At 68.9% G+C, this 14,910-nt stretch carries 12 protein-coding genes; 3 read left to right on the forward strand and 9 right to left on the reverse strand.

Going from position 1 to position 14,910, the window contains the following annotated elements:
• Positions 1-21: 21 nt before the first annotated feature.
• The 8 genes from AC3WLB_RS22130 to AC3WLB_RS22165 form a co-directional block, all read right to left on the reverse strand.
• A complete protein-coding gene (locus AC3WLB_RS22130; protein ID WP_492509763.1) occupies positions 22-1,599 on the reverse strand; it encodes an alpha-L-arabinofuranosidase C-terminal domain-containing protein in 1,578 nt (525 codons plus the stop codon).
• Positions 1,600-1,614: 15 nt separating this feature from the next.
• A complete protein-coding gene (locus AC3WLB_RS22135; RefSeq protein WP_492509765.1) occupies positions 1,615-4,188 on the reverse strand; it encodes a dipeptide ABC transporter ATP-binding protein in 2,574 nt (857 codons plus the stop codon).
• Positions 4,185-5,123, reverse strand: coding sequence for an ABC transporter permease (locus tag AC3WLB_RS22140; protein ID WP_492509767.1), 939 nt, complete (start codon positions 5,121-5,123; stop codon positions 4,185-4,187). Before AC3WLB_RS22140 ends, AC3WLB_RS22135 begins: the two co-directional genes overlap by 4 nt.
• A gap of 12 nt (positions 5,124-5,135) precedes the next feature.
• Positions 5,136-6,659 carry an ABC transporter substrate-binding protein gene (locus tag AC3WLB_RS22145; protein ID WP_492509769.1) on the reverse strand — a complete coding sequence of 508 codons (1,524 nt, stop codon included), beginning with the start codon at positions 6,657-6,659 and terminating at the stop codon, positions 5,136-5,138.
• Positions 6,660-6,747: 88 nt separating this feature from the next.
• Complete coding sequence (locus AC3WLB_RS22150) at positions 6,748-7,695, reverse strand: sugar kinase (RefSeq protein WP_492509771.1); 948 nt, start codon at positions 7,693-7,695, stop codon at positions 6,748-6,750.
• Positions 7,688-8,329: a bifunctional 4-hydroxy-2-oxoglutarate aldolase/2-dehydro-3-deoxy-phosphogluconate aldolase gene (locus AC3WLB_RS22155; protein ID WP_492509773.1), complete on the reverse strand. Its 642-nt coding sequence runs from the start codon at positions 8,327-8,329 to the stop codon at positions 7,688-7,690. The genes AC3WLB_RS22150 and AC3WLB_RS22155 overlap by 8 nt, the downstream gene beginning before the upstream one ends.
• A complete protein-coding gene (locus tag AC3WLB_RS22160; protein WP_492509775.1) occupies positions 8,326-9,180 on the reverse strand; it encodes an MBL fold metallo-hydrolase in 855 nt (284 codons plus the stop codon). The genes AC3WLB_RS22155 and AC3WLB_RS22160 overlap by 4 nt, the downstream gene beginning before the upstream one ends.
• On the reverse strand, positions 9,177-10,391 hold the full coding sequence (locus AC3WLB_RS22165; protein ID WP_022895751.1) for a mandelate racemase/muconate lactonizing enzyme family protein: 1,215 nt from the start codon (positions 10,389-10,391) through the stop codon (positions 9,177-9,179). Before AC3WLB_RS22165 ends, AC3WLB_RS22160 begins: the two co-directional genes overlap by 4 nt.
• A gap of 163 nt (positions 10,392-10,554) precedes the next feature.
• Between AC3WLB_RS22165 and AC3WLB_RS22170 the strand changes: the two genes are divergently transcribed.
• The 3 genes from AC3WLB_RS22170 (at position 10,555) to AC3WLB_RS22180 (ending at position 13,630) form a co-directional block, all read left to right on the forward strand.
• Complete coding sequence (locus AC3WLB_RS22170) at positions 10,555-11,289, forward strand: FadR/GntR family transcriptional regulator (protein WP_022895750.1); 735 nt, start codon at positions 10,555-10,557, stop codon at positions 11,287-11,289.
• A gap of 97 nt (positions 11,290-11,386) precedes the next feature.
• Complete coding sequence (locus AC3WLB_RS22175; RefSeq protein ID WP_492509778.1) at positions 11,387-12,868, forward strand: ABC transporter permease; 1,482 nt, start codon at positions 11,387-11,389, stop codon at positions 12,866-12,868.
• 42 nt (positions 12,869-12,910) lie between these two features.
• The gene (locus tag AC3WLB_RS22180; RefSeq protein ID WP_492509780.1) at positions 12,911-13,630 is read left to right on the forward strand and encodes an ABC transporter ATP-binding protein; all 720 of its coding nucleotides are present in this window, start codon (positions 12,911-12,913) and stop codon (positions 13,628-13,630) included.
• Positions 13,631-13,692: 62 nt separating this feature from the next.
• On the opposite strand, the gene AC3WLB_RS22185 is transcribed toward AC3WLB_RS22180, so the two are convergent.
• On the reverse strand, positions 13,693-14,778 hold the full coding sequence (locus AC3WLB_RS22185) for a baeRF11 domain-containing protein (RefSeq protein ID WP_492509782.1): 1,086 nt from the start codon (positions 14,776-14,778) through the stop codon (positions 13,693-13,695).
• Positions 14,779-14,910 lie beyond the last annotated feature (132 nt).

The raw sequence follows: 14,910 nt of genomic DNA on the forward strand, positions 1-14,910 counted from the left end.
CTTCCTGCGTGTTCCGGCGTCTCATCGCACCACGGCCAGAACGCCCGCGCGCGGCACGCGCACCACGAACTCGTCGCCGTCGATGTCGAGTGCGCTCTCCCGGAGCTGGAGCACGTCGGGGTGATCGAGGTCGTTCTGCGCCCAGACATCCGGTCCGCTGATCCACCGCAGCCGTGCGGATCCTGTGCCCCAACCCCGCACCCGCACGTCGTGCTCGGCCTCGGGATCGGCGTTCACCAGGAAGAGGGCACTGTGGTCGCCGTCGCGGGTGGCCGCGGCGGTGATCACGTCGGCCTCGCGGTCGGTGCGCAGCACCGGCGGGTTCATGCCGTTGTTCTCGACCCCCTCGAGCGCGGGAACGCGCATGCGCGCGCTGTCGACCGCAATCGGCAGCGCCTGCCCGGAGGCATGCTTCTCGTACAGCTGCGCCACCAGGAACGACACGGTCACGAACAGACGGTCGTCATCGGTCTGGATGGGCGCGAGGCAGTTCACCAGATGACTGAGAATGGCGATCGGCACCCGGTCGGCGTGGGCGACGAGTGCGTTGTAGCAGCCCGCGAAGAAGGCGGCGTTGCCGAGCGGATGGTTCGTCGAGAGATGGTCGTCGAAGGTCACCATGCGGTTCCACTCGTCGAAGGAGATGTCGATCCGCCGGTCCGAGCCGGCCACCTCGTCGATGAAGCGGATCGTGGTGTCGAACACGTCCGCGAGCAGTTGCGGGGAGGTGGTGAGCTGACGGAGGTCGTCGATGGAGGCCAGTGGTCGCTCGATCATGCCCGGGAAGTACCAGTGCACCGAGAGCAGGTCGATCACCTCGGCGCATTGTTCGAGCACGGCCCGGTTCCACTCCCTCGCGGGGTAGGGTGCCATGCCCCCGGGCTCCTCGTCGAACAGCACGCCACCGGCCTCGTTCATCGGCAGCCCGACGGCCACGAGCTTGATCGCGGGATCGACGGCACGCATCGCCGTCGCGAACTCCACCACCCGGCGCCCGTAGAGATCCGGAGCCGAGTGCGCGAACTCGTGCGGGCCCCAGGTCTCGTTCCCGATCGACCACCAGGTCACGGGCCGCGGCGAGTGGCGGTCGACGTTGCAGTAGCGCACCCATTCAGCAGCCTCTTCGGGCGTGCCGGTGCCCATGTTGACGACGAGGAAAGGCTCGGCGTCGACATCGAGGCAATACTGCAGGAACTCGTCCGTGCCGAGGAGGTTCGGCTCGGGCGGACCGATCAACCGGCCGATGTCCTCCGGTGTCGAGGCAAAGGTCGAGCTGGTGCCGAAACCGCCGATCCGCTGGGTCACGGTCGTCCAGAAGGTCTCCGAGACGAGGGGGCGTTCGGCCTTCGGGCCGACGCCGTCGCGCCAGTGATAGGTGTCGGAGAAGCATCCACCGGGATATCGCAGGGCACGCACGCCCATCGCCTCGATGGCGGCTTTGGTGTCGGACCGAGGGATGTCGCGCTCGGCATCCCAGATGCCCGGATCGACGGTGCGACCGAAGTGCTCGATCATCGCGCCGAAGATGAGCGGTGAGATCGCTGAGCCGGTACCGGCGGCGTCGACGGTGACGGTGGCGGTGGTTGTGTTCTCGGCCATGAAGGCGCCTTTCTGTCAGTGAGTGCCGGCGAGGTCGGCGTTGCGCCGTTCGCGGCGCTCGGCCTGGATGATCGGGTCGGGGTAGGGGGAGGCGGCGGCGAGCCGGCGGGTGTAGGGGTCGCGGGGGTTCGAGGCCACGTCTTCGCTGTCGCCCACCTCCACCAGTTCGCCGCGCTGGATGACGGCCGTGCGGTCCGCGATGTGCCGCACCACGTCCAGGTCGTGCGAAATGAAGAGGTAGGCAACCTGGGTGCGTTCCTGGAGCTCGGCGAACAGGTCGAGCACGCTGGCCTGAGTCGAGAGATCGAGAGCGCTCACCGCCTCGTCGCAGATGACCAGTCGGGGTGACCGGGACAGCGCCCGGGCGATCGCGATGCGCTGACGCTGGCCGCCCGAGAACTCCCGTGCCCGGCGGCGACCGGCGTCCTGCGGCAGGTGCACGGCACCGAGCAGGCTCCGTACCTGTGCCAGCGCCTCGATGCGGCTGACCCCCCGGTCGATCAGCAGCGGTTCGACGAGGATGTCCTCCACCGCCATGGCGGGGTTGAGCGAGCTGTAGGGGTCTTGGAACACCACCTGGATGTCCGAGCTGAGCGCCCGCCGTCGGGTGCGCGAGGCGTGCGCGATGCTCTCGCCATCCCACCAGATGCCACCCCCCGTGACCGGTGCTAGGCCGAGGATGGCGCGGCCGATGGTCGACTTGCCCGAGCCGGACTCGCCGACGAGCCCCAGGGTCTCCCCGCGTCGGATGTCGAAGTCCACTCCCCGGACGGCGACGAACGGCGAACCTCGTCGGCCGGGGTAGCTCACCTCGAGCCCCGTCACGCTGAGCAGCCTGGCCGCGTCGTCGAACGACCTCCGCTCCCGTGGGGGCAGGTGGGCGGGTGCTGCCGCGAGCAGCGTGCGGGTGTAGCTGTCCGCGGGTGCGGCGAAGAGCCGTCGCGCGGGCGCCGATTCGAGCACACGGCCGCTGCGCATCACCACGACGTCGTCGCAGATGTCTGCCACGACCCCGAAGTCGTGGGTGACGATCACCACGGCGATGTCGCGTTCGCGAATCAGCGAGCGCAACAGGTCGAGCACCTCCGCCTGCACCGTCACGTCGAGTGCTGTGGTGGGTTCGTCGGCGATGATTAGGACCGGATCGCATGACACGGCGCCGGCGATGAGCACGCGCTGTGCCATTCCGCCGGAGATCTGGTGGGGGTAGCTCGCGAGGGTGCGGTCGGGATCGGCGATGCCGACCCGTGCCAACAGGTCGCGGGCACGGGCCTTGGCGTCCCTCCGCGACAGGCCCAGGTGGCGGCGGATGGGCTCGATCAGCTGGGAACCGATGGTGAAGCTGGGGTCGAGATTCGACATGGGTTCCTGCGGGATGTACCCGATCTCCCGGCCCCGGAGGCGCGCCAGTTCTGCTGGCGGGAGCCGCACCAGGTCCCGGCCGCCGAAAGAGACGCTCCCGCCCACCACCGCGCCGCCGGGCGCGAGAAGGCCTAGCACCCCGAGGACGGTCTGCGTCTTGCCCGAACCCGATTCGCCGACGAGACCGAGCACACGGCCACGGTCCACCGAGAAGCCGACGCCGTCGACGACCCGGCGGTCGGCGCCGTCCAGACGGTACTCGATCTCGAGCCCGTCAACCGCGAGCAACGCCCCCGAACTCGGCGCGGCCGGTGAGCCGTCCGGCTGCACGCTGGGGCGGCGGCGACGCCGGGTCGGCACCGCGCCGTCGCTCAGGAGATCGCGGGCGACCGAGGCGAGCAGGATGAGGCAGAGCACGGTGACCGTGATCGCGACCGCCGGGGGTACGAGCAGGAAGGGAGCGTTGTAGATGTCCTTGAACGCGTCTCCCAGCATCCCGCCCCAGCTCGCCGCACCGGGCTCGCCGATGCCGATGAACTCGAGGCCCGCTTGCACGATCAGCGCGACCCCGAAGATGAACCCGGTCTGAATGAGGGCCACCGGGAGGACGACGCCGAGGATGTGCCTGCCCATGATCGACAGATCGCTGATGCCCGACACCTTCGCCGCATCGATGTACAGCTCTCGGCGCACGTCGATCGCAGCCGCGCGCACCGGGCGGAACATCGCCGGCACCATCAGCACGCCGAAGACGGCCATGACGGCGATCGGGCTGGAACCGATGATCACCGAGACCGCCAACAGGGCGACGATCGCGGGGAGGGCCTGGATGAGATTCGACAGCCAACCGGCCACCGCATCGAACCGGCCCGCGTAGTAGCCTGCTGCGAGCCCGAGCGGCACACCCAGCACGAACGTCACCGCGGTCGCGGTGAGCCCCGCCAGCAGCGTCACCTGTCCACCGTAGAGCAAGCGGCTGAGCACGTCGCGGCCCGACGAGTCGGTACCGAGCAGGTGGCCTGGTCCGGGTGGCTGCCGAACGGCGGAGACGTCGGCGAATCCGGGGGCCGGCAGTGCGAACAGCGGCGCGAGCACGCAGACGAGCACCACTATCAGCAGCACCAGCGCCGGAACGAGCATGCCGGGGCTGCGCAGCAGCCGGCGCACCGCCGAGGGGCGGGGCGCTGTGGTGAGCGCCACGGCGAGGGTGTCGGGCGGAACGGTCATGAGCGAACTTTCGGGTTGAGCCAGGCGTACGCGAGGTCCATCAGGAGATTGACGACGACGACCGCGATCACCACCGTGATGACGGCGCCTTGGATGACGGGCTGGTCCTGCTGCGTGGCGGCGCCGACGGTCAGCGCGCCGATGCCGGGCAGCGCGAACATGTACTCGATCACCACGGCGCCGCTCAGGAGTCCGATGAACTGCAGCGAGAGCACCGTGAGAGCCACCGGCGCCGAGTTCCGCAGCACGTGCTTGAGATAGATCGACGCCGTGCCGAGTCCACGGCCGCGCAGAGTCCGCACGTAATCCTGCTGGAGGGTGTCGATCGCCGCGTTGCGCGTCTGCTGAGCGACCGCGGCCGTTGCGGCCACGGAGAGGGCGATCACCGGGAGGGTGATCGAACGCGCCCAGCCGACCGGGTCGTCGCCGAAGTCGACCCAGCCGGTGGCGGGCAGCAGTCGGAGGTTGAGGGCGAAGATCGTCACCAGCGCGATCGCCACGATGAAGTTCGGCACAGCGAAACCCAGGACGGCGAAGGGTTGGATGGCACTGTCGACCGCGCCGCGCCGCGCCGCGGCCCAGAGACCGAGCCCGATCCCGATCGCGCCGGCCAGCACGATCGCGACCACCGTGATCGAGAGCGTGATCGGCAACCGCGCAGCAATCGACTCCGCCACCGGCTGGTTGGAGAACCAGGATGCACCGAGGTCACCGGACAGCGCTCGCCCGACCCAGCCGATGTACGCGCTGAAGACGTTCTGATCCAGGCCCAGTTCGGCCCGTTTCGCGGCGACCTGCTCGGGCGAGGCCGTCACCCCGAGGATCGATCGCGCGGGATCCCCCGGGCTGAACCAGGTCAGCACGAAGCTGACGAACGAGAGCACGACGACCAGCACCGCTGCTGACGCGATCCGCTTGAGTACGAAGATGACCATGGCGACCTCGCGCTACTGCGCCGGCTTGTAGTTGTAGAGCGACGGCACGACCTGCTGCGGCTGCGGGGTGACCGTGACGTCCTTGCCCACGAAGGCGAGGTTGTCGACCACGTAGAACGGGTCGAACCAGGCCTGCTCCACCACTCGTGCCGAGAGCTGCTTGTACAACGAATCGCGCTCCTGGTCGTCGGCGACGGCGATCTTCGACATGAGGTCGGTGATCGTGGGGTCGTCGACGTGGAACGGGTTGAATGTTCCGTCGGCGCTGAGGAGAAGAGTCGCGTCGAGCCAGTTCTCCGACGCTCCCCAGCTGAAGACGAAGGCGGGGTAGGTGCCTGAGAGGAAGGGGGCGAGCCCGGCCGATGGGGTGAGCGGGTCGTACTCGACGGTGATGCCGACGTCGGCGAGCTGCTGCTTGACGATCGGGTACACCTCGGGCAGGAACGCATCGATCGAGGGCATCGTGATGGTGAGTCCGTTGGAGTATCCCGCCTCCGCCAGCAGCGCTCGAGCCTTGTCCGGGTCGAACGGGTATGCCTCGTCGAGGCTCTCGTCATAGGCGGGCGTGCCCGGGTAGAAGACCTGTGTCGTGGGGGATCCTTGGCCGAACGCGATCGTCTCCAGCAGGGCGTCACCGTCGATCGCGTAGTTGATGGCCTGACGCACCCGCACGTCGCCGAGTGCCGGGTCGGTGGTGCCGGCACGGTCGACCAGGAAGAGACCCTGCCAGTCACCCGGCGCCGAGATCGCCGTGAGCCCCGACGCCTCCGCTTCCGCCAGCTGAGAGGGGATGCCGAAAGCCGAGTCGACCTGTCCCGTCTTCACGGCGTTCAGTCGCGCCGTGCCATCCGAGAGTACCCGCACATCGACCTCGTCGAAGGGGAACGCCTCCGGGTCGTAGTAATTGGGGTTGCGCGTGAAGGCGTAGACGTCGCCGCGGCGGGTCTTGTCGGTGTCGAGAACGTAAGGGCCCGTCCCTGCCGGCACCGTGGCGAGGTCGGCATCCGCCACCTCCGAGTTGGTGATCATGCCGGCGACCAGGGCGAGGTTGTGGGTCAGCGCCGGGTCGGGTGCCGAGAGGGTGAGCCGCACCGTCGTGTCGTCCACCGCATCGAAGCCGGTCACCGCCGCCAGAGCGCTGGCGCGCGGTCCGTTCGAGGCTTGGAAGCGCTTCAGCGAGGCGACCACGGCGTCGGCGGTCAGCGGAGTTCCGTCGGAGAACTCGACCCCCTCCCGCAACGTCAACTCGAGCACGGTGTTTCCGGCGTCCGTGTACTCCCAGGAGGTGGCGAGCATCGGCTGCAGCTGCCCCTGGTCGTCGAGCCGGATGAGGGTGTCATACGCGGGCTGCAAGTACTGCATGTAGTGCCCGACATCCGATTGGGCCGGATCGAACGAGGCGACGTCGACCAGCGCACCGATCGAGAGCGACTCGGTGGGCGAGGCATCGCTGCCTCCGCCGCCGACGCATCCGGTCAGCGCGAGAGCCAGGGCGGAAGCCACGGCAATGCCGCGGAGAACCGATTTCGAAGACACAGCATCCTCCTTGAAGTGTGAAAGGCGATCTCGCCACAAGTCATCTTGTAAGAGATGTTGATATATGTCAATACGAGAAGTAGCGGAGTCAGCGGATGACGGGATCGGAGCCGGCGACGAGGCTTCTCAGGTCGTCCCGGCGGGCCGCTCCCTCCCAGTCGCCCGGGCTCGTGCAGGCGAATGCACCGCAGAGCACCGCGGTCTCGAGCCGGGTCTGTGGCGAGCTGCCGCGCGCGCGCTCGGCCAGGTATCCGGCCACGAATGCGTCGCCGGCGCCCACTGTGTCGACGACGGCCACCGGGGTGGCGGGCAGGGCGTGGTGCTCGCCGTCGATGAGTGCACGGCAGCCACGTTCGCCGAGCTTCAGCACGGCCTCGCGCGCGCCGAGATCCCGCATGCCGTCGAGGAGCTCGTCCTCGTCGTGCGCACCCGGCACCAGGAGCCTGGCCTCGTCGTCACCGGCGAAGACGACCCTGGCCCGGCGCGCTATCGACCGGTACAGCTCGACGGCGTCGCGGTGGCGCCTCAGCGTGGCGCGATGATTGACGTCGAACGAGACCGGGACTCCGGCCGCCTCGGCCAGGTCGAGAGCCCGCTGCACGGCAGCGTCGGCCGAGGGCGAGAGCGACGGCGTGATACCCGTGAGATGCAGCAGGCCGGCGTCGGCCAGCCAGTCGTCCGGAACGTCGTCGGGGGCGAGCCGACTCCCGGCACTGCCCGCACGGTAGTAGCGAACGCGGGACGGACCGACGGGATGGTGCTCCTTGAGCATCAGCGCGGTCGGGGCTCCGTCGTCGACGATCGCGGTGACCCGCACGCCCTCCGCCCGGAGCTCGCGTCGGATGCGCTTGCCCACGTCGTCGTCGCCGATTCTGCCGAGCCATTCCGCCGTCGCGCCGAGGCGGCTGACGCCGATGGCGACATTGGATTCGGCTCCGCCGATGCCGAGCCGAAGGCTGACCGCGAGCTCCACGCTCTCCTGCGGCGTCGGCTGGACGAGACCGAGCGACTCCCCGAGCGTGACGACGTCAACCATCTCCGGCGGGCCCTCCGAGCAGCGCCACAGCAGCGCGAGCGCGATCGCGCACCTGCTGATAGAGGTCGTCGCCCCGAAGAGTCGGCACGAGCCAACTCACCCCGACGGCGAACACGGCCGGATGCGCGAGATACAGTGGCGCCGATCCGTCGGTCACCCCACCGCTCGGCATGAAGGACATCTCAGGGAACGGCTGATGAAGCGCCTCGATCACAGCCGGACCGCCGAGCGTAGCGGCAGGAAAGACCTTGACGTGTCTGACGCCGAGGCGTCGTGCGTGCTGCAGTTCCGAGGCCGTCGCGATGCCGGGGAGCACCGCCAGCCCGCGGTCCTCGGCGGCCCGCACGAGCCGCTGGTCGAGTCCCGGGCTCACCGAGAAGGCAGCCCCGGCATCCCCCGCCTTGCGCAGAGAATCCTCGTCCAGCACCGTGCCGGCGCCGACCACGAGGTCGCCGCGCGCCGCGATGCGACGGATGGCCGCCAGCCCGTGCGGGGTTCGGAGCGTGATCTCCGCGCATCCGATTCCGCCGTCGACGAGCCCTTGGGCGATGGCATCCGCTTCATGTGGGCGATGGATGGAGACCACGGGCACGAGGCGCGATTCGCGCAAGGCACGGAGAGCGCCTGCCGTCATCGGGGGACGACCTGGAGGCGTCGGCCCACCGGCAGCACGGCCGAGGCCAGACCGGCCTCGGCCGCCGCCGAGGTGAATACCGCCAACGCGTCGGGGTCGACGTTCTGCGCGAACATGTCGTAGTGCATCGGCACAGTCAGTGCAGCACCCGACTCGAGCGCGAGCTCGACCGCTTCAACCGCATTCAGATTGCCGGCGAACCCCATGGCCGCACGCTCGTCGCTTCGCCCGTTGATGGGCGCGAGGAGCACGTCCACCGGCTGGGCCTGCAGCGCCGCGACGATCCGAGGGTGCGAGCGGGCATCGCCGAGGTGAGCCACACTGGTCTTCCCATCGGTGACGATCCAGCCGAGGTAGGGAGACCCGTCGGCTCCCTCGTCGAAGTCGTCGTGGGGCACGGCGAAGGTCGTCACCGTCAGGCCGGCTGTCTCGATCGTGAGACCGTCACCGGCCGGGATGACACGCTCATCCGGCCAGCCGAGCTCGCGAAGCGTCGCCACGGCCGCCCTCGGCGCCGCCACGGACGCCGCCGGGTTGGTGCGCGCGAGGGTCCGCAGGGTCGGTGGATCGAGATGATCGAGATGGTCATGACTGCAGATGACCAGATCGAGCGCATCCAGATCGACTGGATCGAGTGGACTCCGCGTCAATCGGCGGTGGTCGAACGGGTCGCCGAGCACCGCCTCGCAATGATTGCTGAGGTACGCGTCGATGAGGACCGTGGCGCCCGGAAAGCGAACGACCACACCGGATTGCCCCAGCCGCCAGAGGCTGGTCGCATCGGCCTCCGCCGGCATCCGGTCCCGAATCTGGGCCGCCAGCGCCGGGCCGGAGACCTCGGGCTCGATCATTTCTCGAACACCGTCGTTCCCGGCTTCGCCCAGCGGCGAATGACCTCGAGCACCGGTTCGACCCCGATGCCGGGACGCTCGGTCATCGCGATCTGCCCGCGCTCGATGAGGGGAGCGTCGACGAGGTCGGCGAAGAACGGCACATCCTGGGCGTGGTACTCCAGGGCGAGGAAGTTTGGCCAGGTCGCCGACACCTGCGCCGCGAAGGCCGTGCCGATCGGACCGGCGATGTTGTGCGGGGCGATCGAGAGACCGCGGTCGGCCGCATCCGCAGCGATACGCCGGGCCTCGGCGACACCGCCGACCTTGCCGAGGTCAGGGGTGACCACGGCGAGCGCCCCGGCCGAAATGACCGGCGCGAACGAACGATGACCGATGAGGTTCTCGCCGCCGCCGAGCGGAACGCGGGTTCGTTGCGAGAGTGCGATCAGGCCCGAGACGTTCTCCGGCGGCAGCGGGTCCTCGAGCCACATCACCGGCACGTGATCGACCGCAGCCGCCAAGCGAACGGCGGATGCCATGTCGTAACGCCAGTGCAGGTCGAAGGCGAGTTCGACGCCCGGTCCGGCTCCGTCGACGATGGCATCGGCCATGTCGCGCGCGAGAGCCTCGGCACCGGGCGGCAGCGCGCGGGAGCCGACCCGGACGGGGACCAGGCCGGGCACGTCGAGATCGAACTTCAGTGCGTCGAACCCCTTCTGCACGGCTGCGCGGGCTCGACTGGCCAGGAGGTCGAGATCGACCGCCTCGGTCTCGGCGCCGAGATCGAACAGACTCTTGCCGACCGCGCCTGCGGCCACCTGGTCGGGCTCGGCGAGCCACGGTATCGGCCGGATGTCGAGCATCGGGCCCAGACTCATCAGTCCGGCGCCGCCATGGCAGTCCGCGTAAACGCGCACCGACTTGTGAAAGGCTCCGCCGAGCAGTCGCCACAGCGGCACGCCCAGTTCGCGGGCGTTCAGATCCCACAGGGCACCGTCGATGCCCGACAGGGCGTTGTGGATGATCCCACCCACCGATCCGGCTCCCGAGGTCGCCGCGCGCAGCCGTGCGCCGATCACCTCGATGTCCGCGGCATCGTCACCGCGAACGAGCTCCCCCATCTCGCGAATGATCTCCGGCAATCCCGGGGCGAAGAACGACTCGCCCCAGCCGACCGCTCCCGACTCCGATTCGATCCGGATGAGGGTCCAATCGAAGTTGGCTGCCACGACGGCGGTAGTGATTGACCGAATTTTCGACATCCACGTCACTTCCTTCACGCTGCTGAATCGCTCATCGATTCACCAGCAACTTATATTAGAAGAAGGGAAGTAGTCAACATGATGACATTGCCGGTCCGGGCTGTTAGCGTGAACGACAAGGGGGTCACGGGTGCTGTCTCTCAAACGCAATTCACTCGCGGAACAGGCCTCGGAGGCCATCGTCGACTACATCGGCGAGCGCCGCCTCCGCGACGGCGACACTCTTCCGCCCACGTCCGAACTGGCCGAGATGCTCGACGTCAGCGTGCCGGTGGTGCGGGAAGCGCTCGCCGGTCTCGCCGCCATCGGCCTGCTGAAGCGTCAGCAAGGTCGAGAGAGCACCGTCTCCGTTCCCGACTCGAGCCACCTCGCGCGGCTCCTGACGCTCCGTGTCACGGGAACCGAGATCGGCGATGAACGACTGCAGCAGTTCCGCGAGATCGTGGAGGTCGGCAACGCTCGTCTCGCTGCCACCCATCGGGGCGCGCACGACCTGTCAGCGCTCGAGGATGCGATGGCCCAGATGCGATCGGTCACCTCGGCGGAGGAACTCCACGCCGCCGACGTCGCCTTCCACGCCGCGATCGCTCGTGCGACGGCCAACGATCTCTGCGAGCTGACTCTCGACGCACTCGAGCCGATGCTCAGACGCCTTCGCCGACGGGTCTGGAGCGGGTGGGTGCAGGCGGGCGGAACCCTCGAGAGCATCCTCCGCGCCCACGCCGCCATCCTCGACGCGATCGAGGACGGCGATGAGGAGCGCGCGGTCGCCACCATGACGCAGCATCTCGCCCAGGCCCGAGCCGGCCTCGAAGCGCCGAGTACGCCGTCGAGCAGCGGGAGCGACGGCGCCCTGAACTCATAGGGATTTCTTGGGCGCTCGATAGCCGACCGCGAATCCGTCCTTCTACCGTCGTGCCAGTCGGCGAACGCCAGTTCGATGAGTGCCGCGAAGGAGAACCGTGTACTGGACCTATCTGCGACGTGAGCTTTCCGGTCGCAAGAAGCAGACGATCATCGTCGCAACCGGAATGGCGATCGCGATCGCTCTCGTCATCATCGTGAACTCCCTGTCGGCAGGGGTGCGTCACGCCCAATCGCAGGCGCTCGCGTCGATCTACGGCGTGGGCACCGATCTCACCGTCACCGGCGCCCAGGCCGAGCCCGCGGCGGGCGGACCCGGCTCGCGGTTCGACTTCGGTGACAACGGTGGGACGACGACCGGCGACGGTACCACGAGCCTGAACCAGTCGCGGCTGGTCACGGACTTCCGGCGCGGGACCCTCGCGGCCTCGACGGTCGACGAGGTGACCTCGATCGACGGAGTGGCCGCCGCATCCGGTGCGCTGAGTCTGACGAACATGACGTTCGACGGCCAGCTGCAGCAGCGCCCGAGCTCGACGGATGGGCAGCCGCCCCAGTCCGGCGACGGCGGACCGGGCGGCGGCGGCAGCTCCTTCACCGTCGACTCGTTCACCGTGCTCGGGATCGACCCGGCAGACACCTCGGTCGGCCCGCTCTCGGCGGTCGAGGTCAGCGAGGGTCGCGACCTCACCAGCGCCGACGCGGGAACCGACGTGGCGGTTCTCGATGCGAGCTATGCGACGAGTTCGAGCCTCGCGGTGGGCGGTCAGGTGGATGTGGGCGGGACGCCGTTCGAGATCGTCGGGATCGTTACGTCGACGACCTCGGACGCCGACACCGCCGCCAACGTCTACATCCCGCTCGATGTCGCGCAGACGCTCTCCGGAGCCGGCGACGTCGTGTCGACCGTCTACGTGCAGGCCGCGTCGAACGACCAGATCTCCTCGGTTCAGGCTGACCTGACCGCGGCGCTGCCGGATGCGACGGTGAGCTCCGAGGCCACCCTGGCCTCGACCGTGTCCGGCTCGCTGTCGAGCGCGGGTTCGCTCATCACCAGCCTCGACAGCTGGCTCTCGGTGATCGTCCTCGCCGTAGCAGTCGCCCTCGCGGTACTGTTCACGATCTCGGGCATCTCGCGGCGCACGAGGGAGATCGGCACGCTCAAGGCGATCGGATGGTCGAACCGCCGCGTCGTCGGCCAGGTCGCGGGTGAGTCGGTCGCGCAGACGCTCATCGGCGGTGCCGCCGGCGTCGCCCTCGGGCTGCTCGGGGTGCTCGCGATCAACCTGGCCGCGCCGACCATCTCGTCCGGGTCGCCCGCGCAGGCCGGGGCCGCCGGCTTCGGCGGGGGTCAAGGGGGCGGAGGCGCCGGGGCTGAGGGCCTCGGCAGTGGCGGCGGCGGCTTCGGCGGGCGGTTGGCCCAGTCGGCGACCGACATCGTCCTGCACGCACCCCTCTCGCTGTGGCTCGTCCTGGCCGCCCTCCTGCTCGCCGTCGCGGGCGGCGTCGTCGCCGGCGCGATCGGCGGCTGGCGCGCATCCCGGCTCAGCCCGGCCGAAGCGCTGCGCGACGTCGCCTGACCGAACACCCGACCACCCGAACCCCAGGAAAGCTGGCCTGACATGATCGAAACGAATGTGGCGGGGCTCCCCACCCCGTCCCCCGTCCCCGCCTATCGGCTCGAAGGAGTCACGAAGACCTACCGGCAGAAGGGCCGCGTGGTGCAGGCGCTCAAAGGCATCGACATCGAGATCGCCGAAGGCGACTTCGTGACGATCCAGGGCCCGACCGGGGGTGGGAAGTCCACGCTGCTGCAAGTGCTCGGCGCCCTCGACAAGCCGACCGAGGGCGAGGTGATGATCGGCGACACCGATCTGGCGACGGCATCCGGTCGTCGTCTGGAGAAGGTCCGCGCCGGCGAGATCGGTTTCGTGTTCCAGGCATTCAACCTGATCCCGACGCTCACGGCCGCCGAGAACGTCGGGATGGGTTTGGAACCGTTGGGGCTCACCAAGGCCGAGCGCGCCGATCGGGTGCGGGACGCGCTCGGGCGGGTCGGCCTGACCGAGCGCGCCGATCACCGGCCGGGCGAGCTCTCGGGTGGTCAGCAGCAGCGCGTCGCCATCGCGCGTGCGATCGCCAAGCGGCCGCGGGTGCTGCTCGCGGACGAGCCGACAGGCAACCTCGACGAGGCGATGCGCGACGAGATCCTGGCCGTGCTCGAGCAACTCAACGCCGAAGGGCTCACGCTCCTGGTGGTGACCCACGACTCGGCAGTCGCACGACGGGCGCGCCGCCGGCTGCGACTCGAGAAAGGCACGGTACGCGACATCACCGACTGACGCCGGCGCCACCTCTCAGTCCTGCCGGATGCGCCAAGCACAGCGCCAGGCAGACGAGGCGCTCAGGGCACCATCCTCGAGTACCGGAGCAGACCGCTGGCGGAGCGGCCGAACGGCAGGGCGTCGGCGTCGAAGGTGTGGACAGGTATGCGAGCCGCCAGCGCGGTGTGCGTGAGGGCATCGAGCGCATCGTTCGGCGTGCTCCCGAGGAGCGACTGCATGGTGTGGCCGGCGTCGTGGCGAGGTCGGGCACCGGCGTGGGGGGTCAGCTCGACGATCAAGGCCTCGAGGTTGTGCACCACGGCGGCGGCATGCAGGCGCTCTCGATCGGTCTCGACACGACTCATCGGGAGATCGTTCTCGAGATGGGATTTGAATTCCATCTGTTGGCGCTTGCCGTGCTCATGGAGGATCGGATACGTCAAGTGAGCGAGATCGGCGAGGGTCGACCGGGCGGGGTCGACATAGATGCCCGTATCGGCGATCCGGCCGTACCGGGTGACACGCCGGAAGGCGCCGGCCAGTGGGTCCGAGGCGGCGAGAACGAGCAGCGGGCGTGGGCGCATCCGTTCGAGGACGGCACGCAGAGCGCTGTCGATCCGCACCCAGGTCTCGGTGTCGAGAGCCAGCTGCAGCGCCGACCGTGCCGGCGCGGAGACGACGGGCGATGCCGGGAAACCAGGCACCGCGATCGAGCGCGCTCGTTGGCCGATACCGATCTCCACCAGCTGTGCTCCGTCTGACGAGAGTTTCAGGACCATCGCGCCCGTCGGCATCGTGAGCGTGCCCGCGAGTGGGATGAGGTAGGGGCGTGGCCCGCGCACGGCGAGGGGTTCCATGAGCTGTCCCGTGGTGAAGACGGAGATCCCCGACTCGCGCAAGAATACCGCCAGAGCGAACGGGTACGACGACGGGAGATCGAGGTCCGCGATCATGGTCGGGAGATGGCGGAGCTGAACCAGGCTGGCCGCCTCGTCATCCATGGCGCGCAGTTGCGCGGCAACGGAGGCGAAGACGGATTTCGCTTCGCGCCTGTTCGTGAAGACGGAAACCGTTCGAGAACGACACATCGCGAGTTCCTGGAGTTCGCGGGTCGTGGGGCACAGCGTGTCGTCCTCCGAGTAGCGCATCGCCGTCGCAAGACTCATCGGTCCCGTGCCCCTCATCCGTCATCGACTGTTCTCGGGGCCACCATGCCCTAGTTGTACTGCCCAGGGGCGTTGGTTGATGTGTGATGTCTTGAGTTGACGAAGACCTCCGGTGGAGGGTTGGAGCTGTCT

The organism is Herbiconiux sp. FW305-C-125 (assembly GCF_058783455.1).

What these genes read in the sequence shown, in the direction of transcription:
- AC3WLB_RS22130 (WP_492509763.1), bottom strand. Translation starts at nt 1,599, where the DNA reads ATGGCCGAGAACACAACCACCGCCACCGTCACCGTCGACGCCGCCGGT.
- AC3WLB_RS22135 (WP_492509765.1), bottom strand. Translation starts at nt 4,188, where the DNA reads ATGACCGTTCCGCCCGACACCCTCGCCGTGGCGCTCACCACAGCGCCC.
- AC3WLB_RS22140 (WP_492509767.1), bottom strand. Translation starts at nt 5,123, where the DNA reads ATGGTCATCTTCGTACTCAAGCGGATCGCGTCAGCAGCGGTGCTGGTC.
- AC3WLB_RS22150 (WP_492509771.1), bottom strand. Translation starts at nt 7,695, where the DNA reads ATGGTTGACGTCGTCACGCTCGGGGAGTCGCTCGGTCTCGTCCAGCCG.
- AC3WLB_RS22155 (WP_492509773.1), bottom strand. Translation starts at nt 8,329, where the DNA reads ATGACGGCAGGCGCTCTCCGTGCCTTGCGCGAATCGCGCCTCGTGCCC.
- AC3WLB_RS22160 (WP_492509775.1), bottom strand. Translation starts at nt 9,180, where the DNA reads ATGATCGAGCCCGAGGTCTCCGGCCCGGCGCTGGCGGCCCAGATTCGG.
- AC3WLB_RS22180 (WP_492509780.1), top strand. Translation starts at nt 12,911, where the DNA reads ATGATCGAAACGAATGTGGCGGGGCTCCCCACCCCGTCCCCCGTCCCC.
- AC3WLB_RS22185 (WP_492509782.1), bottom strand. Translation starts at nt 14,778, where the DNA reads ATGAGTCTTGCGACGGCGATGCGCTACTCGGAGGACGACACGCTGTGC.